We start from the raw sequence: 26818 nt of genomic DNA, 5'->3' as shown, positions 1-26818 counted from the left end.
ACGGCGGCTTAATACACCAGCGCCTGGCCGTCCTTGCGGCTTTCGGTCGCGGCGATATACACCCCCTGCGCATCGCGCGCAATCGCCTGGGCGCCGCCGAAGCTGTGGATCTGCATCGGATCCTCCACGCCGATGTGGTGACCCATGGCGCGCAGGGCGGCGAGGGTATTGCGGTCCAGCGACGGCTCCACCATCACCTCGCGTCCTTTCACCACCCGCCAGCGCGGCGCGTCAATGGCCGCCTGCGGGTTTTGCCGGTGCAGCATGACGCGCAGCGCCATCTGGACATGCCCCTGCGCCTGCATGGAACCGCCCATGACGCCGAACGACATTAACGGCTGACCGTTACCGTCCAGGGCAAACGCCGGGATAATGGTATGAAAGGTGCGTTTGTTGCCGGCGAGGCAGTTGGGATGTCCCGGCTCCAGCACAAAACTGGCGCCGCGGTTTTGCAGGCTGATGCCGGTGTCCGGCACCACGACGCCGGACCCGAAACCCATATAATTGGACTGGATAAACGACACCATCATGCCGCCGGCATCGGCGGTGGACAAGTAGACCGTGCCGTTTTGCCGTGGCGCCCCAAAGACAAAATCGCCCGCCCTGGCGGGATCGATTAACGCGGCGCGCTGTTGCAGGTACGCATCGCTTAACAGATGTTTAGCCTCGAATTCCATATGATCGGCATCGGCCACGTAACGTTCCAGGTCGGCCAGCGCCAGTTTCATCGCCTCGATGGACAGATGCAGCGCCGCCACCGAATCGGGATGATAACGACCGATTTCGCAGTGTTCCAGGATGCCCAGGGCAATCAGGGTGGCGATCCCCTGGCCGTTCGGCGGGAGTTCATGCACCGAGCCGCCGGCAAAGGGACGGGACAGCAGGTCGACCCATTCCGGCCGGTGATTATGCAGATCCGCCAGCGCAAAGCCGGCGTTATGCCGGCGGGCGAAATCGGCCATTTTCTGCGCCAGTTCACCGCGATAAAACGCCTCGCCCCCGGTGCGCGCAATCAGCTCCAGCGTCCTGGCCTGGGCCGGATTGCGGAACAGTTCGCCGATGGCCGGCGCGCGTCCGCCGGGCGCAAAACAGGCCATAAATCCCGGCTGGCCGCCAAGACGCTCGACGCCGCGCTGCCATAACGTCCCTATCAGGGGCGATACCGCAAATCCATCGCGGGCATAGTCAATCGCCGGCTGCGCCAGCGTGGTCAGCGGCAGGGAGCCGAAGCGCCGGGCCAGTTCCACCCAGCCGGACACCGCGCCGGGTATGGTTACCGCCTCCCAGCCCAGTTCCGGCATGGCCGGTAAATGAGCGTAATCCTCATATTTCCAGGCGGCGGGGGAACGGCCGGAGGCATTTAAACCATGCAGTTGCTTGCCGTCCCAGACAATGGCGAACGCGTCGCTGCCGATGCCGCAGCCGGTGGGTTCCACCACCGTCAGGGCCATGGCGGTGGCGACGGCGGCGTCCACGGCGTTGCCGCCCAGCAACAGCATGCGCAGCCCCGCCTGGGCCGCCAGCGGCTGGGAGGCGCAGACCGCGTTGCGGCCCATCATCGGCGGGCGCAGGGACGGGTAGGCTACCTGGAAATCCAGTGGTGATGTCATCGTATTATCCTGTGTTTAATTAATTGTCGCGCGGATCCAGCGCATCGCGCAGCCCGTCGCCCAGCAGGTTAAAACCCTGGACGGTAAAAAAGATCGCCAGTCCGGGAAAAATCGACATCCAGGGAGCCTGCTCAAGGTAATTTTTCGCGGTGTTCAGCATCGCGCCCCAGGACGGCGAGGGCGGCTGCTGCCCCAGTCCCAGAAACGACAGGCTGGCTTCGGTAATAATGGCCGAGGCGATGGCCAGCGTCGCCTGCACCATAATGGGCGACAGCACATTGGGCAGCACATAACGCAACACGATCCAGCGGTCGGGCAGGCCGATGGCCCGGGCGCCCTCGATATACTCCTCATTGCGGATACTCATGACCTGCCCGCGCGTCAGGCGGGCGAAAATCGGCATTACCGATAAGCCGATGGCGATCATCGCGTTACCCAGGCTTGGGCCGAGAAACGCGCCCAGCGCGATGGCCAGGATCAAAAATGGACAAGACAGCAGCGCCTCGATAACGCGAGAGATAATGCCATCCCATATTCCCTGCCAATAACCGGCGACCAGCCCCAGCGGCACGCCGATGAAGATGGCGATAATGACCGAAATACAGCCGGCCATCAGCGAGGTGCGGGCGCCCCAGATCAGCCGGGAGAGAATATCGCGGCCCAGTTCGTCGGTGCCGAGCCAGTAGAGTTCCGACGGCGGTTTGCGTACCGCCAGAAAATTGGCTTTGATCGGATCGAAAGGCGCCAGCCAGGGCGCCAGCAGGGCGATCACCACAAAGATCAGCACGATAACCGCGCCAATCACGGCGCTTTTATTGGCCATGAATTTTTTTATCGCCCGGCTGCCGGTCCTGGGCAGCGCCTGCGCGGCCGCGCCGGTGAGCACCTGTGACATATCATTCTCCTCTCATGCGCGGATTGATCAGCACATACAGCACGTCGGCCAGCAGGTTAAGCAGCAGAAAACCCATCGCCACCACCAGCACCACCCCCTGAACCACCGCGTAATCACGGTTGAACACCGAATCGACGATCATTTTGCCGAAACCCGGGATGGTGAAGACCTGCTCGGTAAGCACCGCGCCGCCGAGCAGTTCGCCAAAAAGCAGCGTCGTGAGTGTGACAATGGGCACCAGCGCATTGCGTAGCGCGTGTTTAAGGATCACCCGCCTGGGCAACAGACCCTTGGCCTTGGCGGTGCGGATATAATCCGCCTTCAGCACCGCAATCATCGCCGCCCGGGTATGGCGCATCAGCGTCGCCGCCAGCCCGGTGCCCAATACCAGCGCCGGCAGCAGCAGGGTGCGCAGGTTTTGCGATACATCCTCGGTCAGCGGCACAAATCCCGAGGCCGGCAGCCATTGCAGCTTGACTGAAAACAGCAGGATCAGCAGCACCCCCAGCCAGAAGTTGGGGATCGAGATGCCCGACAGGGCGACAAAGTTGGCGCTGTAATCCACCCAGGTTCCCCGGCGCACCGCCGCGATAATGCCGGTGGTGATGCCGAGCGCCATGGCGATGATCATCGACAGCAGCGTCAGCTCGATGGTGACCGGCAGCTTGCCGGCGATAAGCGTGGTCACCGGTTCCTGGGTGCGCAGCGAGATACCCAGGTCGCCGTGCAGCGCATCGCGCAGCCAGTAAAAATATTGCGCCGGTATGGGGTCGTCCAGGCGGTATTTATCGCGCAGCATGGCGATCACCGCCGGGTCGCGCTCTTCGCCGGCCATCGCCACCACCGGGTCGCCCGGCAGCAGCTTTTGCAGGGAAAACACCATAATGCTGACCAGGAACAGGGTGGGTATCGCCAGCAATATTCGCTTGCCAATCAGTTCTAACATCATCGCTCCCGGATTCTCGACGCGCTACTGCGCCAGTTGCATGCCCGCCAGACGGATCAACCCGTCGGGATAGGGCTTGAATCCCGATATTTTTTTCGACATACCGAAAATGCGCGGCTCGAAATACAGATAGGCCAGCGGCATATCCTGTTGCAGCTGCGCCACTATCTGGTTATACAGGGCCTGGCGCTTGGCGGGGTCGGAGGTGCCCCGGGCCTGCTGTAGCCAGTCGTCCACCTGCGGATTGCCGTAACGGCCATCGTTCAGGTTGCCTTTGCTATGAATAAACGAGTAGATGCTGCCATCCGGATCCGGGCGGCCGGACCAGCCCGACATGCTGACCTGGAAATCGCCACGCTGCTGGCGATCCAGCAGCGTGGCGAATTCAGTGGTTTGCAAATGGACATTAAACCCGGCTTCGCCGGCCAGCGCCTGGATGACCTGGCCCACCTGCTGGGCCTGCGGGCTGTTGGCCACCAGGATGGTGGTTTCCACCGGCGTGGTAACCCCGGCGGCCGCCAGCAGGGATTTGGCTTTCGCCACATCCCGCGGCGACACCGGTAAATTCACATGGTAAGGGCTGACGGGCGAAAAGGGCTGGTTAGCCGGGGTGTACTGCCCCTCGAAGGCCACCTGGTTGATGGCGTCGCGATCCAGCGACAGGGAGAACGCTTCGCGCACCCGCGCATCCTTGGCAAACGGATCGTTGGGGTTCGCCTTACCGTTGGCGATATTAAAGGTCAGTCCCATATACCCCAGCCCGGTCACCTTGGCCAGGGTGAGCTTGGGATTGGCCTCGACGGTTTTCACATCGCTGGCGGCAATGCCTTCGGTCAGGTCCAAATCGCCGGCGCGCAGGTTGGCCAGACGCACCGAAGCGTCTGGAATGGGCATAAATATCACTTTATCAAAGTGGTAGGCCTGTTTATTCCAGTAATTTTCATAGCGCGTCAGCACAATACGATCCTGCTGGACCCGGCTGTCGAACCGGTATGGACCGGAGCATACCGGGTGCGCGGCGAAGTTGTCCTTGGCGGCGGCTTGCGGCGCCAGCATGGTGCCAGCACGGTCGGTGAGCTGGGAGAGCAGCGCGGCGTCGGGATTCTTCAAATGAAACGTGACGCTAAAGGGACCGGTGGCCTCGACGGACGCCACCGAGGACAATTCGCTTTTGCGCAGCGACCCCGGCAGGGTCAGCGCCCGCTCGATATTAAATTTCACCGCCTGCGCGTTAAAGGCTTCGCCATCCTGGAAGGTTACGCCCTGGCGCAGGTTCATGGTCAGGGTTTTGCCGTCATCGCTGTATTTCCAATCGGTGGCGAGGCCGGGCACCACCTGCAGTTTATCATCCACATCCACCAGCCGGTCGCACATGGCGGCGAAGACAAAACGACCGTAATAGGTCCGCGCCAGATGGGGATCGAGCATGTCGGGGTCGCTGCCGAGACCGATACGCAAAACGCTTTCGGCATACAGCTGGCCGCTGGCGCCGAGCAACACCAATCCACTCAGCGCGGTATAAAGCTTGTGACGGGAGTTCATGAGCATTAATTCCTTGAGGCAAGTTAGGATTTACGGGCCGCGGCGTCGACAAACAGCGCGCGCCGCCGCAGGAAAGCCGCCGACGGCGGCGCCATCACGATAACGCTGCGATCGCTGTTCAGTTCACGCCAGCGGTGGCAGGCCACCTGGCGTTGGTCGCTGGCGGGTTCCAGCGGCGGTTCATGCTGCCGGCAGAGGTCCTTGACATGGGGACAGCGGGTATGGAAACGGCAGCCGGACGGCGGCTGGGACGGGTTGGGCAAATCCCCGCTCAGCAGCGGTCCGGCGCGTCGCCCGCCCGGGGTCAGCTGGGGGGCGGAGGCGATCAGCGCCCGGGTGTAGGGATGCAGCGGCTGATCGAACATATCATCGGCGCCGGCGATTTCGACGATTTGCCCCAGGTACATCACCGCGACGCGATCGCTCATATGGCGGATCACCGCCAGTCCGTGCGCCACCACGATCAGGGTCAGGCCAAACTGCTCTTTGAGGTTTTCGAGCAGGTTGACCACCTGCGCCTGCACCGACACATCCAGCGCGGAAACCGGCTCGTCCCCCAGCAGCAGGGTAGGCTTGGACGCCAGGGCGCGGGCGATGCCGATGCGTTGGCGCTGTCCGCCGGAAAATTCATGGGGAAAACGGCGGGCGTACACGGCCGGCAGCCCGACGGTGCGCAGCAGTTCGGCCACCCGCTCGCGCCGCTCCGCCCGGGTGATTTGTTCATGCAGCCAGAGGGGCTCGCCGACAATGTCCTCCACCGTCATCCGGGGATTGAGGGAGGCGAACGGATCCTGGAAAATAATCTGCAGCTCGCGCCGCAGCTGGTTTAACTGCCCGGCGGCCAGCTTGCTGATATCATTACCCTGGTAAAAGACCCGCCCTTCCGTGGCCGTCAGCAGGCGCAGCAGCAGCCGGCCGAGGGTGGATTTACCGGAGCCGGATTCGCCGACGATGGCCAGGGTCTCGCCCGGCCATACCTTCAGCGATACCCGGTCCACCGCGAGTACCTGGCGCTGGCGGGTAAACAGGCCTTTGGGCCCCTGGAAAATCTTGGTCAATGCCATGCTTTCAAGGATGGGTTGGCTCATAGTCCGCCTCCCGGCGCGAAATGGTGTTCAAGCGGCGCGTAAAAACAGGCGACCTCATGGCGGGCGGCGACCTGGCGCAGTTCGGGCCGGGAACCGTGGCACCGATCGTCGGCGAACGGACAGCGGGTGGCGAAGCGGCACCCGGCGGGCATGGCGTCGGCGGTGGGCACCGAGCCAGGAATGGTCGCCAGCCTGCCGATGCGGGCCGACAGGCTGGGCATCGAGGCCATCAGCCCGATGGTATAGGGATGCTGCGGATCGCTGAAGATATCGTCCACGCTGCCGGTTTCGACAATCTGGCCCGCGTACATTACCGCCACCTGCTGCGAGACTTCCGCCACCACGCCGAGATCGTGGGTGATCAATAGAATGGCGGTGCCGGTGTCCTGCTTGATTTGGTTAAGCAGGCTGAGGATGCCGGCCTGGATGGTGACATCCAGGGCGGTGGTGGGTTCGTCGGCAATCAGCAACTGCGGGCGGTTGATCAGCGCCATGGCAATCATCACCCGCTGGCGCATGCCGCCCGAGAGCTGGTGCGGATAGGACTTCAGGCGCAGATCCGGCGCCGGGATCTGCACCAGGTCCAGCATCTCCCTGGCGCGCGCCATGGCCTGGCGATAGCTGACGCCCTGATGACGGACCACCGTCTCCGCCAACTGATCGCCTAAGGTAAACGCCGGATTGAGGGAGGTCATCGGCTCCTGGAAGATCATGGCCAGCTGATTGCCGCGCAGATTGGCGTATTGCCGCGGGGACAGGGCGCGCAGGTCATGCTGGTTAAAATGCAGCTCGCCCTGGTCGATGCGCGCGCTGTCGGGCAGCAGCCCCATTAGCGCCAGCGAGGTGACGCTTTTACCGCAGCCGGATTCGCCCACCAACGCCAGGGTTTCCCCCGGCTGGATATGTAACGAGATATCGTCGAGCACGCTGGCCGGCGAGCCGTGGAACCGCACCCGTAAATGGGCGATATTCAGCACCGGCTGCGCGGGGGATAGGGGTATCGTCATCAGGCTCGTGGCTCCTCGTTGGCGGGCAGAACGTCGATCAGCGCCTGTTGCAGCGCCTGCAGATGTTCGGTCATAACGGCGGCGGCCTCCTCGGGCCGGCGCGCCTGGAGATGGCGGATCAGGCGTTGATGCTGCCGGTTATAATTTTCCAGCCGCGCCGGATTGCGCGCCCGCTCGCGCACATGGCGCCAGCTGTCGTCGCGGCGGATGGCGTCCAGGGCGTCAAACAGGCCGAGCAGCAGCCGGTTGCCCGCCGCCTCGGCCAGCGTGCGGTGAAAGGCGCTGTCCCACAGTTCGTGCTGATCGCTGTCATCGGTTTCCAGTACCTGCATGCGCTCCTGTAGACGTTCCATCAGCGCCAGCTGTTCCGGGGTGGCGCGTTGGGCGGCCAGGCGCGCCAGCCCCGGCTCCAACTGCAGGCGGGCTTCCATCACCTCCAGCAGCGTTGATTGACGCGGCAAGGCTTGCAACACCAGCGGCTGCGACGGGGCATCGGGACCCAGGAACGTGCCTTTACCCTGTTTGCGCCACACCCTGCCTTCCATCTCCAGCACGTCCAGCGCGCGGCGGATTTCCCGGCGCCCGACCTGATAGCGCTGCGCCAGCTCACGTTCGGTGGGCAGCGGCAGCTCTGGCGTGGAATGCTCCAGTATCAGGGCGCGCAACTGTTCCAGCGCGGAGAAGGATGACGACTGCTTTACCATGGTAAAAGTCCTGATTTGCCGTGATTGTGTGGGTAACAGCCATGATTGCTCATTGATCCGGCGGGATTTTCCCCACCGCATAATCCAGCTGTACAAGTATCAAGCACAAATCGAACCAATTTTTTATTGGTTCAGCGTTTTTTTTAGCCAGGCAATGCAGGCGGCTGGTTTTACAGGGAAATTGTTTCGGGCGCGTGCGCGATCCGGCGCCGATGCCGGTGGCAACGGCGCAGCGTGGCGGGATTTGCCGGGCGTGATGCACCACGGGCGGGCACAATCCGCACCGCGGTGTATCAGGGTATTAACGGGGATAGACGGGGGGGGCACATCATGGCGGCGCCTGGCACGGCGCCGCCATGGGTATCAATAGCGTTCGAGCCAATGGGCGTAAGGCGCGGGCAGCGTCCAGGACGGGCGCTCGATCTTCAGCTCGCGGGCGGCGAAGTAGCTCCAGTGCGGGTTGGCCAGATGGGCCTTGCCCACCATCACCAGATCCAGCTGCTGGTCGCGGACGGCTTTTTCGGCCAGCTCCGGCGTGCCGAAACCCCAGGCGGAGGACACCGGAATGTCCGCTTCGCCGCGCACCCGCTTGGCGATCGGCCCCATAAACGCCGGCCCCCAGGGAATAGTGGCGTTGGGTGTGGAGAACCCGATGCTGACGCTAAGCATATCCAGGCCGGCCTGTTTGAAGCGCCTGGTCAGGTCAATGGATTCGGTCAGGGTCTGCTCATCGCGTCCGTCAAACTCAAGCACGCCGAACCGGGCGGTCAGCGGCAGATGCTCCGGCCAGACTTCGCGTACCGCCGCCAGGGTTTCCAGCAGGAAACGACTGCGGTTTTCCGCGCTGCCGCCGTACTGGTCGTCGCGCTGGTTGGAATGGGCCGAGAAGAAGCTCTGGGCCAGGTAGCCGTGGGCAAAATGCAGCTCCAGCCACTCGAAGCCGGCGTCGCGCGCCCGGCGGGCGGCGGCGACGAAGTCGGAACGCACCCGGGCGATATCTTCAAGCGTCATGGCCCGCGGTACTTTCGGCAGATTGGCGCCAAACGCGATGGCGGACGGCGCAATGGTTTGCCAACCGCGCGCGTCGTCCGCGGCGATATGGTCGTCGCCTTCCCAGGGCCGGTTGGAGCTGGCCTTGCGCCCCGCATGGCCGATCTGGATGCCGGGCACCGCGCCCGCCGCCTTGATGGCCCGCACCACCGGCACAAACGCCTGGGCCAGGGTATCGTTCCAGATGCCGGCGCAGCCGGGGGTGATGCGGCCTTCCGGGGAAACCGCGGTCGCCTCGACGATAACCAACCCGGCGCCGCCGCGGGCGAGGGCGGCCAGATGAACCTGGTGCCAGTCGTTGATCAGGCCTTCATCGGCGGAATACATGCACATGGGCGGAACCGCAATGCGGTTGCGCAGCGTAACGTCCTTGAGTTTAAACGGCTGAAAAAGTGCGGACATGGGGGGTTCCTGTATTTTTAGGGTCGATGGGTCACTGTTGCTTTATTCTGTAATTCGATAATATTCGAATTATAGATTTTTGACAACCGGTTTGCTATAATCTTGCCATGCGTCCATTCAAACATCCCACCGTCAATGAATTCGCCCTTGAGCGCGTGCTTTACGCCTTGAGCGACCCGCTGCGCCTGGACATTGTGCGGCGCCTGGATGTGTTGGGCCAGGCCAGCTGCGGCGAGTTGGACGGCGGCCGCCCCAAATCCAGCGTATCGCACCATTTTCGCGTGCTGCGCGATGCCGGGCTGGTCTATACCCATAATGTCGGCACCACGCATATCAATACCCTGCGCAGCGGCGATTTGCAGGACCGTTTCCCCGGCCTGCTGGCGGCCGTCCTGTCGCAGCGTCCCTGACACCGTAGCGCCCGCCACCGGCCCTTTCCCCAGGGTTGACAGGGGCCGGCGGGTGCTTGGCCGGTCAGATGACCCATGGCATCCAGACTAAACCGGTCAGCAATAACAACACCAAAAATACGGCGCCAAAAATGGCGCCCAAACGCCAGTAATCGGCGGTGGGCAAATAACCGCTGCCATAATAGATAGGGCTTGGGCCGGTGGCGTAAGGGGTGGTGATGCTGCTTAAACCAATGGCGGCGCCGATCATCAGGCTGAACGTCGGCAACGGAATTTGCGGAATTGCCAATGCGGCCGCAATCATCATCGGCGCCAGCGCGGAGGTAAACGCCGTGGCGCTGGCAAAGAAGTAGCGCAGGCCATAAAAAATGGTGACCAGGACCATCATGATCAGGGTCGGGGATAATCCGGCCAGGCTGCCGGCGATATGATGGCCGAACCAGGCAATAAATCCGGTTTGATTTAACCCGGTCGCCAAGGCAATCAGGGACGCCAGCCAGAAGAACACGCTCCAGGCGGATTTGTTGCTGATAATATCGTCCCAGGTAATCACTTTGGCGAGCAGCATCACCGCCACCACCGCATACCCCACCATCGCCGCATCGATAAACCCGGCGCCGAAGATCCACAGCGCCAGCGCGGTAATCATCAGTCCCAGCAGGATTTTTTCGCGCCGGCACAGTGGCCCCATGGCCTCAAGTTCCTTTTTCGCCCACTGGGGGACCTGGTTGCCCTGCTTGATTTCGGGGGGATAGAGCACATAGGTTAACCAGGGGACCAGCGCAATCAGCAGCAGACTCAGCGGCAACATGCCGATAAACCAAACCCCCCAGGACAGGGACACACCCGAGGCGGATTTAAGCAAGCCGGCCAACAGCAGGTTAGGCGCCATGGCGGTGAGGAATATCGCGCTGGTGACACAGTCCGCGCTGATGCCCATCCACATGATATACGAACCAATCTTGCGTATCCCCGGCGTATTGGGCTGGGAATCGTACAGCGGCGGCAGGTTGCGGATAATGGGGTAAATGATCCCCGCGCCCCGCGCCGAGTTGGACGGGGTAACCGGCGCCAGCAGCAGTTCTGAAAACATGATGGCGTAACCGAGCAACAGCGTTTTGTGCCCCATTTTCTTGACTAATAATAAGGCGATACGCCGGCCCAGGCCCGTTTTTTCGTAGCCGGTCCCGAACATGAACGCGGCGAATATCAGCCAGATTACCGAGTTGGAGAAACCGGAGACGACCCAGGCAAGGGCGGTTGCGGTAAACTTAAAACCGGGCGCCGCCAATTGTTCGGGGCTGAACAGCAGCCAGGGCGAAAAAATGCCGATGATCGCCAGGCCGGTCATGGCAACGACGGCGCCCGGTACCGGTTCCAGGATCAGGCCCACGATAACGCCAAAAAACAGGGCGAAATAAAGCCATGCGTGTTCGGGAAGTCCGCTGGGGGAAGGGAATAAAGCGATAATAACGGCAACCGCAATCGGGGTAAATAATCGCCATGACAAATGTAACTTTGTCATAATAATATCCTTTTTAATTATGGAGGGTGGGTGGCCCTCCTTTTATTTTATTTGATATAATGAACGTGCTCGCAAATTTCCGCGACAATGTCGTCACGTTTATCGGCAAATATTTTTTTATTGGTTTCTATCAGATTGTTCCCATGCGTATCGATAGACACGATCAACGGGCCGAAGTCTTTTACCCGGCACACCCAGAGTGATTCCGGCATACCGAGTTCAGTCCAGTGGACTTCTTCTATTTCCTCAACCTGGGTGGCGGCTAATACGGCGCAGCCCGCCGGGAAAATAGCGTGCAGCGCTTTATATTGCCGACAACCCGCTTCGGTCTCGGGGCCCATTCCGCCTTTACCGATAATGAGTTTCACGCCGGTTTGGGCAATAAATTCCTTCTCAAAACTTTCCATACGCATGCTGGTGGTCGGGCCGATAGAGATCATTTCCCATTTGTCGCCGTTCTTTTTGACTATCGGTCCGGCATGGAAAATAGCTTTGCCTTTCAGGTCCACCGGGATTTCGCGCTTGAGCTCTATCAGCCGGCGATGGCACACGTCCCGGCATGTCACCAAGGTGCCGTTTAAATAAATAATATCTCCGGCTTTAATATCAATTAAGTCTTCATCTTTAATGGGTGTGGTTAATGTTTTTTTCATAGCCGGTCACCTCTGGTATGGGAGATGCTCTCGAAAGAAAGGTCGGAATTTACCAGCAGGGTGCCGCGCCGATGGGCCCAGCAGCCGGTGGAGACGGCCACGCCGATGGTCGAGGGATGGCGCGCCGCCGATTCGATGTGCACGCCCATGACCGAGGCCTTGCCGGTTAATCCCTGGGGGCCGATGCCTAATTTATTCAGGCCCTCTTCCAGCCGCAGTTCCAGATCCGCGGCCGCCGGGTTGGGATGGCGGGTGCCTATCGGGCGCAATATGGCTTTGCGCGACAATACCGCCGCCGTCTCGACGGACGTGGCGATGCCCACGCCCACCAATACCGGCGGACAGGCATTGACGGCCAGCGTCGATATATTTTCAAACACGAATTTCACGACGCCTTCGTAGCCCTCCGAGGGCATAAGCACTTTTGACCGGCCCGGCAAGGTGCAGCCGCCGCCGGCCATATACACTTCTATTTCGGCGCCGTTATCATCAGGGATGATATCCCAGGTGACCCAGGGAACCCCGGTGCCGGTATTGTTGCCGGTATTGATCTCATCGAATATTTCCACCGCGTTATGGCGCAGCGGCGCCTTGATGGTGGCCTGTTGCACCGCCGCTTTCAGGATGCCCTGCAGCTCGCCTAATAAGGGGAATTTAGCGCCGACCTTGACATAAAACATAATCTCCCCCGTATCCTGGCAAGCGGGTCGGTTGAGTTTTATGGCCTTTTCCATATTATCAAACATGGTGTGGTAAATTATTTTCGCCATGCCCTCATTTTCTAAATCACGTAATTTTTTTAATTTATCAACAACATCATCCGGCATTCGAGTTGATATCATCGCGGTGAAATCAGCGACGATATCAGTGAGTTTTTTCACCGCGTCACTTTGTTCAACTATGCTCATAAATAACGCTCCAGCATCAGACATGGCGAAACGTACCGCCATCATAAGGAGAATAAAATAAAGAGGTGATCTTTATTTGTATGGTTTTATGGCTCTGCCGGCAGCAGTAAAAAAGTACCACAAAAAATAGGGGTATTCTATTTTTAAAGCGTGATTGTTAAATTAACAAAACGTTAATTGGCGGTGTCGCTTGAAAATTGGCGTTTTATTCTGTTATTCTTAAAATAAGGCAAAGAAATTAATTACATTTTGATTTAAAATAATAACAAATAACCAACACCAGGGTAACCAAAAAATAAAATCAGTGAAATATATGACACATGTATAAAATTGATGGCTAATCATTATCGTAATGCGTCATAACGGGTTAAAATTGGCGGCAGGCACTATTAATGCAGGAATAGCGTAATGAGTCTCGATCACTATCCTTTGCCAAAAGATCTTCAGGTATTAACCGCCGTGGTTAATAGCGGCAGTTTGCTGGCCGCCGCTGAAAATCTAGGGCAGACACCGGCGTTCGTCACCAAGCGCATCCAGCAGCTGGAGTTACAGCTTGGGGTGAAATTACTGCATCGATCATCGCGCGGGGTGGCGCTGACCGAAACCGGCAAGCTTGCCTATCATTGCGCCATTGATGTGCTGGAACGATTAACCGTACTGAAGAATACGGTTTCCCGGATAAAAGAGCAGCCCTCTGGCATGGTGCGCATTGGCTGCAGTTTTGGTTTTGGCCGTCATTATGTCGCGCCCGCGATTATTGAGCTGATGGAGGACTACCCCGAACTGCAGATTCATTTCGAGTTGTTTGATAAACAGGTTGATTTGATTAAAGATAATATTGATCTCGATATCCGCATCAACGATGAAATCCCCGATAGCTATATCAGCCGGATGCTGGCGAAAAACCAGCGCATTATTTGCGCCGCTCCCGCTTACCTGCGTCGGCAGGGCACGCCCGCGACCTTGACGGCGTTGCAACAGCATGATTGTCTGTTTACCAAAGAACGGGACCAGACTACCGGGGTATGGGAGCTGGAAGGCGGCGAAGGCCGGAAATCGGTCAAGATATCGGGGCATTTATCTTCCAACAGCGGCGAGATTGTCCTGCAGTGGGCCTTGAAAGGCCGCGGCATCATGCTGCGCTCTTTATGGGATGTCGCGCCGTTGCTACAGAACGGTTCGCTGGTGCGGGTCCTGCCGGAGTATGCGCAAAGCGCCAATATCTGGGCGGTTTACCATACTCCGCTCTCCCTTTCCGCAAAACTGCGGGTATGCGTGGAATTCTTTTCCGGTTATTTCCAGAAAATAGCGTTTTAGCCTGCCGCGCATCCCGGTCATGACCTATTGCGGGTCGGCGGTTCAGGTAAATTGCCCGCGCGCCTCGATGGCCACCCGTTTTCCATTATACGCATCGTCGCGTAATACATATTCATCGAACATCGCCATGACGGCGCAGGCGTGATTGGGAAAGATGCGCATCAGGCTGCCGATTTCCGGCTTGACGCCGTTATGCAGGATAAAACCGTGCTCTTCCGACAATTTTATCACCTGGTATGTCAGGGGCAGATGCTGGTTAACGGCAATCCCCCAGCCGCTGCCGCCGGTACCGTGCGGACCCAGGTCGGAGCTGAGCGCCTTCGAGCCGGCGTCGACGATGGCGTAATCGTCATTGACCGCCACCACGCGCGCCACGACCGTCATTGCCATATCGTCGGGGCGGCAAATGCCCAGGCGCACGCCGGTCAGATCCAGTAAAGCGTAATTGCCCGGACGGATTTCATCCAGGCCGGCGGCAATCGGCGCGCCGAGCGCGGTCGGCGTGGCCCCGGTGGAGAGGGCGCAGGCCGGAAAGCCGGCCTGGGCGAGGCGCTGGCGCGCCGCCAGCAGAAGCCGGGCCTCCGCCGCGGCCAGTTGGGCAAGCTCGATGGCCGAGCCGGCGCTATACGCATGGCCGGCATGGGAGAGCAGGCCGGCAAAGCGCAGCCCGTGCTGTTGCAAGGCCGTTGCCAGCCTGAGCGGCGCGGCGCCGGTTGCCGATACGCCGACGCGCCCGAGGCCGACGTCGATTTTAATATATACCCCCAGGTCCGGCATGTTCTGGACGCGCGCCGCCTGCGCGATCGCCTCCACGCCCGCGGCATCGGCGGTGATAAGCGTTACCCTCGCCTGATGCCGTTTGGCTTCCGCCAGCAACGGCTCAAGGGTGGCGGCGCGGATCACCGGATAAGCCAGCAGCACATCCCGAACGCCGCCGCGGATAAAGACCACCCCCTCGCTGGGTTTGGAGACGGTGATGCCGACGGCGCCCAACGCCAGCTGGCGATGCGCGATGTCGAGGCTTTTATGGGTTTTGACATGGGGGCGCAGCGCCACGCCCGCCGCCGCGGCTTTTTGCTGCATCCGCTGTAGATTGCGTTCCAGACGCCACGCGTCGATTTCGATAAAAGGCGTGCGGCGGTCGTCGCGCCAGGGCCGGATAAAACCGGGATCCATTTCGTTTAGCATAAAAATCTCCTTAGCGTCAGGCATCGACGGCAATAAAATGGCCGGGAGCGATCTCTTGCATCCGCTGCGGCGCGACCTGGTAATCGACGGCCCGGATGGGGCTTTTCAGTTCGGTCGCGTCGCGAAACAGTTGCGTGCGCTGATGCCGTGGGTCGGCCACCGGCACGGCGGCCATCAATCGTTGGGTATAGGCGTGGCCCGGCCGGGCAAATACCGAGGCTTTCGGGCCGATTTCCACGATGCGCCCCATCTGCATCACCGCCACGCGATGCGCCACGTGTTCCACCACCGCCATATCATGGGAAATGAACAGCCAGGCGATACCCGATTGTTCCTGCAGTTCCAGCATCAGGTTGACCACCTGCGCCTGGATGGATACATCAAGGGCGGACACCGCTTCATCGGCGATAATCAGCTTCGGCCGCAGCGACAGCGCCCGGGCAATGCATAAGCGTTGCCGCTGTCCGCCGGAAAATTCATGGGGAAAGCGGTAGCGCATTTCCCGGGTAAGTCCGACGCGGCTAAACAGTTCATCGACCTGCTCGTCACGCTCGGCGGCGCTGCCCAGGCGATGGATATCCATCGGCTCGCGCACCTGGCTGCCGGCGTCAAGGCGCGGGTTAAGCGAAGCGAAGGGGTCTTGGAACACCATTTGCACCTGCTTGCGCACCGGCCGCATGCCATGCCTGTCGAGGCGCGTCACGTCATAGCCGTCCAGCCAGATATCGCCCGAGGTTGCCTTCTCCAGACCGATAAGCGAGCGGCCGGTGGTGGATTTGCCGCAGCCCGACTCGCCCACCAGCGCCAGCGTTTCAGCCGGATAAAGTGTAAACGAAACGCCTTCAACCGCATGGACGCGCCCTTTCAGACGACGCAACACCCCCTGGCGCACGTCGAAACGCACATGCAGATCCTTCACCTCCAGCAACGGCCGCGGCGGCGCGCCCGATGCGGGCGGCAATATCACCGGCGGGGCGGCGAGCGCCTCTCCCTCCAGGCGAAAACGCACCGGTCCGGCGGCGCCGCCGGTTTCCCCCAGCCGGGGAACGGCGCGCATCAGCGCCTGGGTATAGGGCTGGCGCGGCGCGAGAAACAGGCTATCGACGTCGCCTTGTTCAATCATATTGCCCTGGCGCATCACAATCACTCGATCGGCCATCTCGGCGACGACGCCCATATCATGGGTTATCAGCAGGATTGACGTCTGGAATTCGCGCTTGAGTTCGCGCAGCAGTTCCAGCACTTCGGCCTGGATCGTGACATCCAGCGCGGTGGTGGGTTCATCGGCGATCAGTATCTTGGGGCGGCAGGCCAGCGCAATGGCAATCATTACCCGCTGGCGCATGCCGCCGGAAAGCTCATGGGGATATTGCTGAAAACGCCGCGCGGGATCGTTGATGCGTACGCGCGCCAGCATGGCGATCGCCTGGTTCTTCGCCTCGGCTTGCGACATGTTTTGATGCACCACCAGCACTTCCGTCAGCTGCAGGCCAATGGTAAGCACCGGATTAAGCGACGTCATCGGCTCCTGGAAAATCATCGAGATCTGCGCGCCGCGCACCTTATTGATCTGCTCTTCATTCATGGTCAGCAGGTCATCACCGTTAAAGCGCGCCGCGCCCGCGCGGATAAAGGTGGACCGGCGGGGCAGCAACTGCATCAGCGACATCATCGAGACGCTTTTGCCCGACCCCGATTCGCCGACGATCGCCAGGGTTTCGCCGGCGCGGAGTTCAAAGCTCAGGCCATTAACCGCCGCGGCCTGGGCGGGATCGGCGCTAAACGCAATGGTCAGGTTTTCTACGCTGAGCAACGGTTGGGACAGGGTGGTCATCATGGTTTCCTTAGTAACGCCGCTGGCCGGGATCGAGCGCTTCGCGTATGCCGTCCCCCAGCAAATTGAATCCCAGCACGGTAATGACGATGGACAGGCCCGGGATAATACAGATCCAGGGCGCCCGGGTAATGAAATCGCGTCCCTGGGCCAGCATCAAACCCCATTCCGGCAGCGGCGGCTGCGCGCCGAGGCCGAGAAACGAAAGGCCCGCCGCCGCCAGCATCGCCGTCGACATGCCGAGCGTGGCCACCACGATAAGCGGCGGCAGCACGTTCGGCAGCAGATGGCGGAATATCAAGCGCCGATGGCCGGCGCCCGCGGACATCGCCGCCTCGAAATAGGGCCGGTTTTTTTCCACCAGCACCTGCGAATAGGTAATGCGGATATAGAAGGGAATGGCGGCGATGCCCACCGCGATCATGGCGTTTTGCAAGGTGGGACCGAGCACCGCGACCGCGGCCAGGGCGATAAGGATCTCGGTGAAGGAAAACAGCACATCGGTTCCGCGCATGATGATGCGCTCGATCCAGCCGCCGGCGTACCCCGCCGCCAGGCCGAGCAGCAGGCCGGATACCGCCGAGATGCCCACGGAGATTGCGCCTATCATCAGCGTCAGGCGCGAGCCGTAGATAATGCGGCTGAAAATATCCCGCCCGAATTCATCGGTGCCGAAGGGATAGGCGGCGGAAGGGGGCGTCAGGCGGCGGCCCGCGCCCATCCGGTCCGGCGCGTAAGGCGCCAGCACCGGCGCGAGCAGCGCCAGCGCCAGCAGCAGCACGATAATCACCAAACCCACCATCGCCGCACGGTTGTGTCGCACGCCGTGCGCAATGCGCCGCCAGGCGCCGCCCCGGTTGGCGAACGGCGCCCGGATGGGTACGCTGCTGATTTGAGCACTCATATCATCTCCCTTACTGCACTTTGATGCGCGGGTCGAGCCACGCGTAAAGAATATCGAGCAACAACGAGACCAGGGCCACGATGATCGCAAATACCAGGATAAAGCCCTGGATCAGCGGATAATCGCGCTGGAAGATGGCCTGCACCGCCAGGCGGCCGATGCCGTTCCAGCTAAAGACGTTTTCGATGATCACCGCGCCGCCCATCAGATAGGTAAACTGCATGCCCATCATGGTGACGACCGGGATAAGCCCGGCGCGCAGCGCATGCCGGTAGAGCACCAGCGTGCGCGGCAGCCCTTTCGCCCGGGCGGTGCGGATAAAATCCTGGTTGAATATCTCGATCATCGAGGAGCGCGTCAGGCGCGCGATAATGGCCGCGTTGGTGATGCCCAGCGTCAAGGCGGGCAGGATCAGTCCCTGGAAGCCGGTGCCGGCGACCGGCAATAGCCCCCATTTGACGGAAAACAGCAGGATAAGCATCAGGCCCAGCCAGAAATGCGGCAGGGAAACCCCCAGGATCGCGCTCACCATCAGCCCGGAATCCAGCCAGCTGCCGCGCTTATACGCGGCGATAAAACCGCAGCTCATGCCGAATACCAGCGCCACCAGCATGGCGGCGCTGGTCAGCGCCAGCGTTAAGGGCAGGCAAATCAGGATAAGCTTTAATACCGGCTGCTGCCCGCGAATGGTCAGGCCCATATCGCCGTGGAACAGTTTGACCAGATAATTGAAATATTGGTGGTAAATGGGCAGGTCGAGGCCGAAATTATGGCGGATCTCCTCGATTTGCGCGGGTGTCACCCCCTGGGACTGGGCAAACATGGTGCGTATGGGATCGCCCGGCACCAGATGGATCAGCAATACCGCGGCAATGGAGGCTATCCATACGGTCAACAGCGCGGCGAGACAACGACGGAGAATAAACGAAAGCATATCTTTTTCCTGCGGTGGCGCGAAAAGTGCGTCCCGGCCACGGCCCGCGCCCCGATACGGGCGCGGGCCCGGCTGAACTACTGCACGGTCACATCGTTGAAGATCGGGCGGTTAAACGCGCTGACCTTGAAGCCTTTCACTTCATTGCGCACCCCGTAGATCCAGTTCCAGCCCGGCGTATACAGCGGCACCTGCACGGCGTGGGTCAGCAGGTAGGTTTGCGCGTCGCGCACGTGTTTCATCCGTTCGACCGGATCGAGCGTGGTGCGGGTTTTATCGAGAATGGCGTCCAGCTCGGGGGTTTGATAACCGGCATAGGCGCCGGGAGAGTGCCACAGGTTGTAGAGGATATCCGGGTCATACCAGCCCCAGCCCATCATATTGAATGAGCCTTTGCCGGTTTTGGTCTCGTTCTCCTGCTTGACGCGCGCGTTCAGCGTGCCGATATCCATCAGTTCGATGGTGGCCTTGATGCCGACCTGCTGCAGCTGGTTTTGGAAAACCTGCAAAATTTTCTCGCGGTTGTCGTCCGGCCAGGTCATTACCGTCACGTCAAGCGGTTTGTCCGGACCAAAACCCGCTTCCTTCAGCAGCGCTTTGGCTTTTTCCGGATCGTACTGATAGCCCTGGGTGGCGCACCAGGATTCATCGTTGCCGAACACGCCCGGCCCCACGGCGCAGTGTTCACGTTTGGCCACGTCGCCGAAGACGATATCGATGGCGGCGTCCGGATCGACGGCGTAGGCCACCGCCTTTCGCACGCGTTCGTCATTGAACGGCGGCCGCGTGGTGGTGAACTCGAAAAAAATGGTGGAGCCGGTTTTATCCGCCGTCTGCAGGGTCATTTTCGATGAGTTGCGCACGGTCTCGACATCATCGAGCGGCGGCGTGGCGATCTGTACCTCGCCGGTTTCCAGCGCCGCCAGGCGCGCCTGCGCTTCCGGCATGCGGCGTATGATCAGTTCGTCAATCGCCGGCGGCCCGGGGTTGGCCACCGGGCGGCCGTAATTTTTAAACCGCGGGTTGGGCACCAGCACCATGCGATCGCCTTTCACCCAGGACTTCACCATAAACGGCCCGGAGCCGATGGCCTTGCTCGAGCCGTATTCCTTGCCCAGCGCCTGGTTGCTGTCGCAGATAATCGAGGCGAAAGGTTCGCCCATAAACGCCAGGAAGGCGCCAAACGGACTGGAAAGGGTAAATTTTACCGTCAGCGGATCCTCTACCGTCACCGCCGTCACCGGGCCGAAACCCGCTTTCATCACGCTCGGATTCTTGCTGTCGAACGCGCGATCGAGGGTATATTTAACGTCGTTGGCATCCAGCGGCGTGCCGTCGCTGCACTGCATGCCGGGGTTGAGATGAAATGTATAGGCTTTTCCGTCCGGGGCGACATCCCAGCTTTTGGCCAGGTTGGGCACCACTTTGCCCTCGGCGTCGAACTGCAGCAGCGAATCATACAGCAGATCAAAGGTTGCCCAGGATTCCCAGGTGGTGGTGCGATGGGGATCGAGGGAATCCGCATCCACGCCGACCGCCCAAACCAGTTTTCCCGCAGCAAAGGCCTGCGCGCCGGTTAGGGTGGACAGCAGCGCCGCCGCCAGCAGCGCACGCCGCAGTGATAGGGTAGAAGACCTCAAGCGCATAACGAACTCCCAAAAGGTTAACGGTCAGTAGAAGGAAGCATTTCACCGGCAACCAGCCGGGAAGTGCGGTCGGTGGTAATCATCAGCCGTCGCTGTCCGTGCGCGCCTGTTATCCGCAGCGTAGGACGGTAATGGCCGTCGGGCGCCTGCGCCGGCGTCGCGATTAACACCTCGTCGGTCAGCGGCGTCAGGTGAAAATGGCGGGTGCCGAAGCGCCCGGTCAGCGCCAGCGTTAATTGCCCGTCGTGCAGGCTGATGCGCCATAGGCTTTCCAGCCCGGGCAGGTAAAAGGTGCCGGTAAAGCGTTCCGGCGCGCCGGCGTACCCGGTCGGCAGCCGTCGGTATGCAACGGCGCGCGGACCGTCGTGGCCGACCAGCGCATCGTCTTGCGCCGCGAGCTGCAGGTGAAGCATCGGCCAATAGGGCCGGAACCGACCCGCCTGGTGCCATTCGACGGGAGCGCGGGTCATCGCGCTGTCGAGATAATTCTCGCCGTCGGGCTGCCGCAGTACTCGCAGCACGCGGTTTTCCCCGGGGTCGTAATAATGGCCCGGCGGCACCACCTCCGGGGGGAAACGCGGCGCCAGCGCCGCCGGGAACAGCGCGTCGGCCAGCCGGCGCCCCAGGTGAAACGGGTTGATTTCCGTGGTGTTGGCCAGCAGGACCAGGGCGGCGTCGATCTGCGGGAACCAGGCTATCTCGGCGAACACGCCGGGCAGCTGGCCGTGGTGGCCGAACGAATCCAGGCCGCGATAGGGCATCACGGTAAAACCCAGGCCGTAAGGCGAGTCGGTGCCGTCGGCATAGGGGCGCGCCCGCGCCATGCGGCGAAAGTGCGCGGCGTGCGGCGAGGCCGGGTCGGCAACGTAACGCGCCCATTTCAGCAGGTCGTCGATACTGGAGATCATGCCGCCCGCGCCGTCCAGCGGTATGGACCATTCTCCGCGCGCGGCGCAGCCGTTTTCCACCACATAGGGTACCGCGCGCTGCGCCAGCCAGGGGATGTCGCTACGCGCCAGGTGGGTTTGCGTCATGCCCAGCGGGCTAAGCAGACGGCTTTGCAGCACCGATTCCAGCGACCGGCCCTCAAGCCGCTCGACGATGAGCGTCAGCAGCATAAAACCGCTGTTGGAATAGGCAAACGCGGTGCCCGGCCGGAAATTGAGCCGGGAGGCGGACTTCACCAGCGCATAGCTTTCGTCCGCGGTGGCCGGATCGCTGAAGTTGCCGCCGCAGAGCAGGCGCAGTTCGAGAAAATCCCGCACCCCGCTTTGGTTGGACATCAGATCGCGCAGCGTCACCGGCGTGCCATAATCGGGCAGATCGGGCAGGTAGCGATGGACGTCGTCGTCAATTGACAGCGCGCCCTCGGCCTCCAGCATCAGGACCACCGTCACCAGGAACTGTTTGCTCAGCGAGGCGATGCGCATCGGGACATCCGGCGCGTTGGGACGGCGCCCGGCGATGTCCGCCAGACCGTAGCCTTTGCGCAGGCGCACTTCGCCCTGCGCCAATACGCCGACGCTCACGCCCGGCAAGCCCGGCCGGTGATAGGCCTGAAGCACCGAATCCACCGCCGCCTCGATGTCCGCCACCCAGGGGCTCATGGCGCCACCCCGGCGCTGAAAGGGTCGGACACCTGCGGCCACAGGGGACGTCCCGCCCTGGGCAGCGCCAGCGAGGTGAAATCAGGCGAAACGGTGCCCGGCGCCGCGACGTAAATCACCCGATCGGCCACCGGGGCGAAGCCGGCATAAAAATGCTGCGCCGACTTCACCACCACCGCGCGGTAGTCCGCCAGACGAATGCCAAACTGGGTATAGGCGTCGGGATGGAACACCTGCGTGCGGATACTGTTAATCACGATATGCAGACCGTCCACGTCCAGCAGCGCGGCGTCGCCCATCGGCTGCCGGCCGGCGCCGAATGTCACGGTGGCGTTTTCCACCACGCGCAGGACGGTGACCGCCAGATCCAGGGGCTGGCCGGATTGCGGACCGACCTTGCCGCCCAGGCGTAGCGGCAGGCGCGCGCCTTCGCCCGCTTCCATGCAGATGCGCACCGCCACCGGATCCCAGACCGCGCCGAACAGCGCGCCGGGCGTGCCGGCGGCCAGCATGCCGCGCAGCAGCCAGGTGGCATCGCTGGCGGCGCCGCCGCCGGCGTTATCGGCGATATCCGCCACCACGCTTAGGCCGGCAAGCGTCGGCAACAGGGCCATGGCCTCGTCAATGGTTAACAGCGCCGGCTGATAACGTTCCCGCAGCGCCAGGATGCGTCCGGCAAGCTCATCAACCAGCGCGTCGGCAAGCGACGGATCGCCATCGACCAGCACCAGCGCCTGCGCGCCGACGTTGGGCACATCAGCCCAGGGAAAGCCATGGCAAAACCCCAGCGACAGCACGTTATCCCGGCGCTCGGCGGCCGTCATCCAATCGACCAGCTCGCGCACCGGCGCATCGGAGGTGCGCCATACCCCGAGCATACGGCAGTCGCGCAGCGCCATCAGCGGCCTGATTTCGCCCATGGCCGCCAAACGGCCGTAGGTGAATAACTCCACCGCGCGTTCGTTGACATCGGTGTGGGGATATTCTTTATACAAAACGATCAGATTGGCCGCCGCCGCCAGTCGCGGCGAGAGATGGCAATGCAGATCCAGCTCGACCCCGATAGTCACCTCCGGGCCGACCAGGTCGCGCACCGCCAGCACCAGTTCCAGTTCGCAATCGTCGCATGCGTCGGCGGCCATGGCGCCGTGCAATTTCAACAATACGTATTGCACCTCGCCGGCATGGCGCAAATCCGCCAGCACGCTGTCACGCAATGTTTCCCATACCGACTGGCGCGTACGCCCGCCGGGCTGGGCAAAGGCGCACAGGCTTTCCACCACCTCGTCGCCATGCGCCAGCGCCATCTCCCGCCAGATGCGCAGCGGTTGGGCGAAATAGTGCTCGGATTGCGCGCCGCCGTCATGACGATGGTAGAGGGTTTCGTCGAAATTCTGCCGGCCGGTCGGCAGGGGCGAAAAGGTATTGGTCTCGGTGCCCAGCGCGGCGATAAATAATTTCATGGCGACTCCGTAATGGAATTTTATTTATCGTGCATTAAATTTTTCTTTTAGTAAAAAAAGATTTTCTTATAATAGAAAAGTGACATTTATCAGAAAAAAAGACACAATGGTGCGCAACACCACCTGACACAGACCGCGTAAGGCGAGGGGATACATGGCCAGGAGCAAGCAGGACGACACGACAGGGAAAGAGGCGCTGCCCAACGAGCTCGATTTTGGCGCGCGTATCAAGACCATGCGCCAGGATCGGGGATGGACGCTGGAACACCTGGCCGACAGCAGCGGGCTGTCCATTTCCGCCCTGTCAAAAATCGAGAACGGCCAGGTGTCGGCGTCGTTCGATACCATCGTTAAAATCGCCCATGCCTATGAGCTTTCCTTCGGCGAATTGTTCACCGAGCAGACGCCGGTTGCCCGGACCCCCGCGCCGCTGCCCCCGATCTCCGGACGGCGCACCTATACCCGCGCCGGCATGGGCCTGACCTTTACCACGCCGCAGTATAAATACAATGTGCATTCCTCGGAACTGACCCATAAGGGCATGATCCCGTTGGTGATGCAGATAAGCGCCCGCGAAGCGCCGCCGCGCGAGGAGTGGTCGAGCCATGAAGGGGAAGAGTTTATCTATGTGGCCCGGGGCGTCACGCTGCTGCACACCGCCTGGTACGCGCCGCTGCGTCTGGAAACGGGCGACAGCGCCTATATCGACAGCACCATGCCCCACGCCTTTATCTCGCTCGGCGCGGAAGACGCCATGATCCTGTCCATTTGCATGACGCAGCGGCTTTATTTTAAAGAAGGCACGGTGGGCGTCCCGCCCGAATAGCCTTTCTATCCGTCGGCCTGCGGTGCTTTTCCCCCTGCTTCGGGCCGTTCCCCGCGAACATCCGTCCACCACCCCGCGTCGATTTTGTGACCCATCTCCTGTTGCCTGAAAAACAAATGTGAATAACATCACATTAATATTTCATTAACATACCTACCATTGGTATTACCACTGGTTAGGACTGATTAACGACGAATGATGATTAAACGCGGGAACGGGAAACAGGAAAACGGCAACGGCTACGATCGGGTGGTGGGCTTCCTGCGCGAGCAACTGCTGTCGGGGGAACTTAAGGCGGGGGATTGCCTGCTGCCGGAGCGCGAGCTTTCCGCCCAGCTCGGCGTGAGCCGGCCGGTGCTGCGCGAGGCGCTGCGCGCGCTGGCGATGATTGGCGCGGTGGAGATCCGCCACGGCATCGGCACGGTGGTGAAAAAACCCAGCGTATCGATATTGGGGGAGTTTTTCACCTTTGTGCTGGCTCATCAGGCGGACGTTATCGACGACGTCATGCAGGCGCGTATCGCCATTGAACGGCAGGCGGTGCGTCTGGCCTGCCGCCGGGCGACGCAAGGCGATTATGACCGGCTGGCCGACTGCCTGCGCGCCATCATCGACACCATCCATACCCCCGAAGTGGGCGGCCTGGCGGATTTTCGCTTTCATGAATCCATAGTGCTGGCCTCCGGCTCGGCCACGCTTATCAGTATCTACCAGTCCATCAGCGCGCTGATGATGCGTTCGCATCTGGACCGGCGTGAACAGATCATCCAGGTCGACGGTATCGAGGAGTTCCTGATCGATCACCACCGGCTTATTTTTGCCGCCATCGTCGAGCGCGACGAAGCGCGCGCCGACGAGCTGCTGGCCCGTCATTTCGACATCGGCGCCGACTTTCGCCGCCGCGCCACCATTCGCATGGCGGGCGCGGCGCCTTTTACCGACTAAACCACGATCCCAGAGGGAAACCCGTATGAATATCGTTATTGGCAGCGATCACGCCGGCTTTCGGCTGAAGCAGGAACTTGCCGACTGGCTGCGCGCCGCCGGTCACCTGGTGGACGACATCGGCAGCCACACGCCCGACCAGGTCGATTTCCCCGATATCGCCCTCGCCCTGTGCGGCAAGGTGCGCGAGGACGCCGGCCGCCGGGGCATCCTGGTCTGCGGCACCGGCGTGGGCGCGGTGATTGCGGCCAATAAAATCAACGGCATCCGCGCCGCCGTTTGCCACGATATCCACTCGGCGCACCAGGGCGTGGAACATGACGATGTCAACGTGATGTGCATGGGCGCGCAAATTGTCGGGCCTTGGCTGGCGCGCGATCTGGTGGATACGTTTTTGCGCGCCCGGTTTGTCCAGGATGAGGATTTTGTCCGCCGGGTCGACAAACTTAACCGTCTTGAACAGCAAAACGCTACCGGGAGGACCCATGGCCATGAGTGATTTATCAGCAAAAGGTAACGTGGGTTTTCTTGGCCTGGGGGTGATGGGGCGCGAAATGGCCCGCAACCTCGCCCAGGCCGGCTTTCGCGTGCGCGCTTATGATGTGCTGCCGGCGGCGGTCGAGGCGCTGGCGGCTTACGGCGTGCAGCCGGCGCGGGATATCCCGGACGCCACCGCCGAGGCCGATATCGTGATCTCCATGCTGCCGGACACGCCGCAGGTGGAGGATGTGGTCCGGGGCGGCGGGGGACTGCTGGCCTGCCCGCCGCGCGGCGGGCTGTACGTGGACATGAGCACCATCGCGCCGGCGGCCACGCGCGCCATGAGCCAGGCGCTGGCGGCGGCGGGGGTGATCATGCTGGACGCGCCGGTGTCCGGCGGGCCGGTGGGGGCGAAAAACGCCGCCCTGAGCATTATGGTCGGCGGCGACGCCGCGGGATTCGCCCGCGCCGAGCCTTTCCTGCGGGCGATGGGCACCACCATCAATCATGTGGGGCACTCCGGCGCCGGCCAGACGGTGAAGCTGTGCAACCAGCTGATTTGCGGCATCAATATCCAGGCGATTTGCGAGGCGCTGGCGCTGGGACGGGCCTACGGCATCGACCTCGGCCAGATGCGCGAGGTGCTGCTGGGGGGATCGGCGGCGTCCTGGATGCTCGACAAGCTGGGCACGGCCATGATCGAGGGCGATACCTCCGCCGGCTTTCGCATTGATTTGATGATGAAGGATTTGCGCCTGGTGCTGGAAGCGGCGCAAAAGGGTCCGGTGCCGCTGCCGGCCACCGCGCTGGTGGCGACACAGTACCAGGATGCGCAGGCCCACGGCGAGGGATCTCATGGCAACCAGGCGCTGTTCAGGGTGTATGACCGGATCACCGGGCGGGATACGGCCGCGGCGACAAAATAGGTAGCGGG

Annotated in this window: 24 protein-coding genes; 6 read left to right on the top strand and 18 right to left on the bottom strand. The window is 61.4% G+C overall.

Annotated features, from left to right (window positions below; translation table 11 throughout):
- Nucleotides 1-8 precede the first annotated feature (8 nt).
- The 8 genes from VGC33_RS07790 to VGC33_RS07755 form a co-directional block, all read right to left on the bottom strand.
- Nucleotides 9-1610 (bottom strand): gamma-glutamyltransferase family protein, encoded by a 1602-nt coding sequence (locus tag VGC33_RS07790; RefSeq protein WP_331120184.1) that lies wholly within the window; start codon nt 1608-1610, stop codon nt 9-11.
- A 19-nt stretch (nt 1611-1629) separates the two neighbouring features.
- Nucleotides 1630-2505, bottom strand: coding sequence for an ABC transporter permease (locus VGC33_RS07785; protein ID WP_331120183.1), 876 nt, complete (start codon nt 2503-2505; stop codon nt 1630-1632).
- 1 nt (nt 2506) lies between these two features.
- The gene (locus tag VGC33_RS07780) at nt 2507-3451 is read right to left on the bottom strand and encodes an ABC transporter permease (RefSeq protein ID WP_331120182.1); all 945 of its coding nucleotides are present in this window, start codon (nt 3449-3451) and stop codon (nt 2507-2509) included.
- Nucleotides 3452-3475: 24 nt separating this feature from the next.
- A complete protein-coding gene (locus VGC33_RS07775; RefSeq protein WP_331120181.1) occupies nt 3476-4993 on the bottom strand; it encodes an ABC transporter substrate-binding protein in 1518 nt (505 codons plus the stop codon).
- A gap of 23 nt (nt 4994-5016) precedes the next feature.
- The gene (locus VGC33_RS07770) at nt 5017-6081 is read right to left on the bottom strand and encodes an ABC transporter ATP-binding protein (protein ID WP_331120180.1); all 1065 of its coding nucleotides are present in this window, start codon (nt 6079-6081) and stop codon (nt 5017-5019) included.
- Nucleotides 6078-7091 (bottom strand): ABC transporter ATP-binding protein, encoded by a 1014-nt coding sequence (locus VGC33_RS07765; RefSeq protein WP_331120245.1) that lies wholly within the window; start codon nt 7089-7091, stop codon nt 6078-6080. Before VGC33_RS07765 ends, VGC33_RS07770 begins: the two co-directional genes overlap by 4 nt.
- Entirely contained in the window at nt 7088-7792 is a 705-nt protein-coding gene (locus VGC33_RS07760; protein WP_331120179.1) for a FadR/GntR family transcriptional regulator, read from the bottom strand. The genes VGC33_RS07765 and VGC33_RS07760 overlap by 4 nt, the downstream gene beginning before the upstream one ends.
- Before the next feature lie 363 nt (nt 7793-8155).
- The gene (locus tag VGC33_RS07755; protein ID WP_331120178.1) at nt 8156-9244 is read right to left on the bottom strand and encodes an NADH:flavin oxidoreductase/NADH oxidase; all 1089 of its coding nucleotides are present in this window, start codon (nt 9242-9244) and stop codon (nt 8156-8158) included.
- A 107-nt stretch (nt 9245-9351) separates the two neighbouring features.
- On the opposite strand from VGC33_RS07755, the gene VGC33_RS07750 reads away from it, so the two are divergent.
- Nucleotides 9352-9654: an ArsR/SmtB family transcription factor gene (locus VGC33_RS07750; protein ID WP_331120177.1), complete on the top strand. Its 303-nt coding sequence runs from the start codon at nt 9352-9354 to the stop codon at nt 9652-9654.
- Between the two features lie 64 nt (nt 9655-9718).
- Here the strand turns inward: VGC33_RS07750 and VGC33_RS07745 are convergent, their stop codons facing one another.
- Genes VGC33_RS07745 through ttdA form a run of 3 tightly spaced genes read right to left on the bottom strand, consistent with a single transcriptional unit; the run spans nt 9719 to nt 12740 of the window.
- Nucleotides 9719-11179, bottom strand: coding sequence for an anion permease (locus tag VGC33_RS07745; RefSeq protein ID WP_331120176.1), 1461 nt, complete (start codon nt 11177-11179; stop codon nt 9719-9721).
- Nucleotides 11180-11226: 47 nt separating this feature from the next.
- Nucleotides 11227-11832, bottom strand: a complete 606-nt coding sequence (gene ttdB / locus VGC33_RS07740) for a L(+)-tartrate dehydratase subunit beta (RefSeq protein WP_331120175.1) — start codon at nt 11830-11832, stop codon at nt 11227-11229.
- Nucleotides 11829-12740, bottom strand: a complete 912-nt coding sequence (gene ttdA / locus VGC33_RS07735) for a L(+)-tartrate dehydratase subunit alpha (RefSeq protein WP_331120174.1) — start codon at nt 12738-12740, stop codon at nt 11829-11831. The genes ttdB and ttdA overlap by 4 nt, the downstream gene beginning before the upstream one ends.
- Before the next feature lie 408 nt (nt 12741-13148).
- On the opposite strand from ttdA, the gene ttdR reads away from it, so the two are divergent.
- Complete coding sequence (gene ttdR, locus VGC33_RS07730) at nt 13149-14057, top strand: L-tartrate utilization transcriptional activator TtdR (RefSeq protein ID WP_331120173.1); 909 nt, start codon at nt 13149-13151, stop codon at nt 14055-14057.
- 42 nt (nt 14058-14099) lie between these two features.
- On the opposite strand, the gene VGC33_RS07725 is transcribed toward ttdR, so the two are convergent.
- From VGC33_RS07725 to VGC33_RS07695, 7 genes are all read right to left on the bottom strand, one after another.
- Nucleotides 14100-15245 carry an alanine racemase gene (locus VGC33_RS07725; RefSeq protein WP_331120172.1) on the bottom strand — a complete coding sequence of 382 codons (1146 nt, stop codon included), beginning with the start codon at nt 15243-15245 and terminating at the stop codon, nt 14100-14102.
- A 16-nt stretch (nt 15246-15261) separates the two neighbouring features.
- Nucleotides 15262-17082, bottom strand: a complete 1821-nt coding sequence (locus VGC33_RS07720) for an ABC transporter ATP-binding protein (RefSeq protein ID WP_331120171.1) — start codon at nt 17080-17082, stop codon at nt 15262-15264.
- Nucleotides 17083-17089: 7 nt separating this feature from the next.
- Nucleotides 17090-17983, bottom strand: coding sequence for an ABC transporter permease (locus VGC33_RS07715; protein WP_331120170.1), 894 nt, complete (start codon nt 17981-17983; stop codon nt 17090-17092).
- Nucleotides 17984-17993: 10 nt separating this feature from the next.
- Nucleotides 17994-18917, bottom strand: a complete 924-nt coding sequence (locus tag VGC33_RS07710) for an ABC transporter permease (RefSeq protein ID WP_331120169.1) — start codon at nt 18915-18917, stop codon at nt 17994-17996.
- 77 nt (nt 18918-18994) lie between these two features.
- Entirely contained in the window at nt 18995-20563 is a 1569-nt protein-coding gene (locus VGC33_RS07705) for an ABC transporter substrate-binding protein (RefSeq protein WP_331120168.1), read from the bottom strand.
- A 17-nt stretch (nt 20564-20580) separates the two neighbouring features.
- Nucleotides 20581-22170, bottom strand: coding sequence for a serine hydrolase domain-containing protein (locus VGC33_RS07700; RefSeq protein ID WP_331120167.1), 1590 nt, complete (start codon nt 22168-22170; stop codon nt 20581-20583).
- Nucleotides 22167-23633, bottom strand: a complete 1467-nt coding sequence (locus VGC33_RS07695) for a M81 family metallopeptidase (RefSeq protein WP_331120166.1) — start codon at nt 23631-23633, stop codon at nt 22167-22169. Before VGC33_RS07695 ends, VGC33_RS07700 begins: the two co-directional genes overlap by 4 nt.
- Nucleotides 23634-23787: 154 nt before the next feature.
- Here VGC33_RS07695 and VGC33_RS07690 point away from each other — a divergent pair, with 154 nt between their 5' ends.
- From VGC33_RS07690 to VGC33_RS07675, 4 genes are all read left to right on the top strand, one after another.
- Complete coding sequence (locus tag VGC33_RS07690) at nt 23788-24459, top strand: helix-turn-helix domain-containing protein (RefSeq protein WP_331120165.1); 672 nt, start codon at nt 23788-23790, stop codon at nt 24457-24459.
- A 195-nt stretch (nt 24460-24654) separates the two neighbouring features.
- Entirely contained in the window at nt 24655-25404 is a 750-nt protein-coding gene (locus VGC33_RS07685) for a FadR/GntR family transcriptional regulator (RefSeq protein WP_331120164.1), read from the top strand.
- Nucleotides 25405-25429: 25 nt separating this feature from the next.
- Entirely contained in the window at nt 25430-25903 is a 474-nt protein-coding gene (locus VGC33_RS07680; RefSeq protein ID WP_331120163.1) for an RpiB/LacA/LacB family sugar-phosphate isomerase, read from the top strand.
- Entirely contained in the window at nt 25896-26810 is a 915-nt protein-coding gene (locus tag VGC33_RS07675) for an NAD(P)-dependent oxidoreductase (RefSeq protein WP_331120162.1), read from the top strand. The genes VGC33_RS07680 and VGC33_RS07675 overlap by 8 nt, the downstream gene beginning before the upstream one ends.
- The last annotated feature ends 8 nt before the right edge of the window (nt 26811-26818 follow it).

This window comes from Acerihabitans sp. (assembly GCF_036398755.1).
GTDB lineage: Bacteria > Pseudomonadota > Gammaproteobacteria > Enterobacterales > Enterobacteriaceae > Acerihabitans.
This window is presented reverse-complemented; position numbering and strand designations above follow the sequence as displayed.

What these genes read in the sequence shown, in the direction of transcription:
- VGC33_RS07715 (WP_331120170.1), bottom strand. Translation starts at nt 17,983, where the DNA reads ATGAGTGCTCAAATCAGCAGCGTACCCATCCGGGCGCCGTTCGCCAAC.
- VGC33_RS07780 (WP_331120182.1), bottom strand. Translation starts at nt 3,451, where the DNA reads ATGTTAGAACTGATTGGCAAGCGAATATTGCTGGCGATACCCACCCTG.
- VGC33_RS07720 (WP_331120171.1), bottom strand. Translation starts at nt 17,082, where the DNA reads ATGATGACCACCCTGTCCCAACCGTTGCTCAGCGTAGAAAACCTGACC.
- VGC33_RS07675 (WP_331120162.1), top strand. Translation starts at nt 25,896, where the DNA reads ATGAGTGATTTATCAGCAAAAGGTAACGTGGGTTTTCTTGGCCTGGGG.
- ttdR (WP_331120173.1), top strand. Translation starts at nt 13,149, where the DNA reads ATGAGTCTCGATCACTATCCTTTGCCAAAAGATCTTCAGGTATTAACC.
- VGC33_RS07775 (WP_331120181.1), bottom strand. Translation starts at nt 4,993, where the DNA reads ATGAACTCCCGTCACAAGCTTTATACCGCGCTGAGTGGATTGGTGTTG.
- VGC33_RS07695 (WP_331120166.1), bottom strand. Translation starts at nt 23,633, where the DNA reads ATGAAATTATTTATCGCCGCGCTGGGCACCGAGACCAATACCTTTTCG.
- VGC33_RS07790 (WP_331120184.1), bottom strand. Translation starts at nt 1,610, where the DNA reads ATGACATCACCACTGGATTTCCAGGTAGCCTACCCGTCCCTGCGCCCG.
- VGC33_RS07685 (WP_331120164.1), top strand. Translation starts at nt 24,655, where the DNA reads ATGATGATTAAACGCGGGAACGGGAAACAGGAAAACGGCAACGGCTAC.
- ttdB (WP_331120175.1), bottom strand. Translation starts at nt 11,832, where the DNA reads ATGAAAAAAACATTAACCACACCCATTAAAGATGAAGACTTAATTGAT.
- VGC33_RS07700 (WP_331120167.1), bottom strand. Translation starts at nt 22,170, where the DNA reads ATGAGCCCCTGGGTGGCGGACATCGAGGCGGCGGTGGATTCGGTGCTT.
- VGC33_RS07745 (WP_331120176.1), bottom strand. Translation starts at nt 11,179, where the DNA reads ATGACAAAGTTACATTTGTCATGGCGATTATTTACCCCGATTGCGGTT.
- VGC33_RS07755 (WP_331120178.1), bottom strand. Translation starts at nt 9,244, where the DNA reads ATGTCCGCACTTTTTCAGCCGTTTAAACTCAAGGACGTTACGCTGCGC.
- VGC33_RS07725 (WP_331120172.1), bottom strand. Translation starts at nt 15,245, where the DNA reads ATGCTAAACGAAATGGATCCCGGTTTTATCCGGCCCTGGCGCGACGAC.
- VGC33_RS07705 (WP_331120168.1), bottom strand. Translation starts at nt 20,563, where the DNA reads ATGCGCTTGAGGTCTTCTACCCTATCACTGCGGCGTGCGCTGCTGGCG.
- VGC33_RS07770 (WP_331120180.1), bottom strand. Translation starts at nt 6,081, where the DNA reads ATGAGCCAACCCATCCTTGAAAGCATGGCATTGACCAAGATTTTCCAG.
- VGC33_RS07750 (WP_331120177.1), top strand. Translation starts at nt 9,352, where the DNA reads ATGCGTCCATTCAAACATCCCACCGTCAATGAATTCGCCCTTGAGCGC.
- VGC33_RS07760 (WP_331120179.1), bottom strand. Translation starts at nt 7,792, where the DNA reads ATGGTAAAGCAGTCGTCATCCTTCTCCGCGCTGGAACAGTTGCGCGCC.
- VGC33_RS07710 (WP_331120169.1), bottom strand. Translation starts at nt 18,917, where the DNA reads ATGCTTTCGTTTATTCTCCGTCGTTGTCTCGCCGCGCTGTTGACCGTA.
- ttdA (WP_331120174.1), bottom strand. Translation starts at nt 12,740, where the DNA reads ATGAGCATAGTTGAACAAAGTGACGCGGTGAAAAAACTCACTGATATC.
- VGC33_RS07690 (WP_331120165.1), top strand. Translation starts at nt 23,788, where the DNA reads ATGGCCAGGAGCAAGCAGGACGACACGACAGGGAAAGAGGCGCTGCCC.
- VGC33_RS07785 (WP_331120183.1), bottom strand. Translation starts at nt 2,505, where the DNA reads ATGTCACAGGTGCTCACCGGCGCGGCCGCGCAGGCGCTGCCCAGGACC.
- VGC33_RS07680 (WP_331120163.1), top strand. Translation starts at nt 25,430, where the DNA reads ATGAATATCGTTATTGGCAGCGATCACGCCGGCTTTCGGCTGAAGCAG.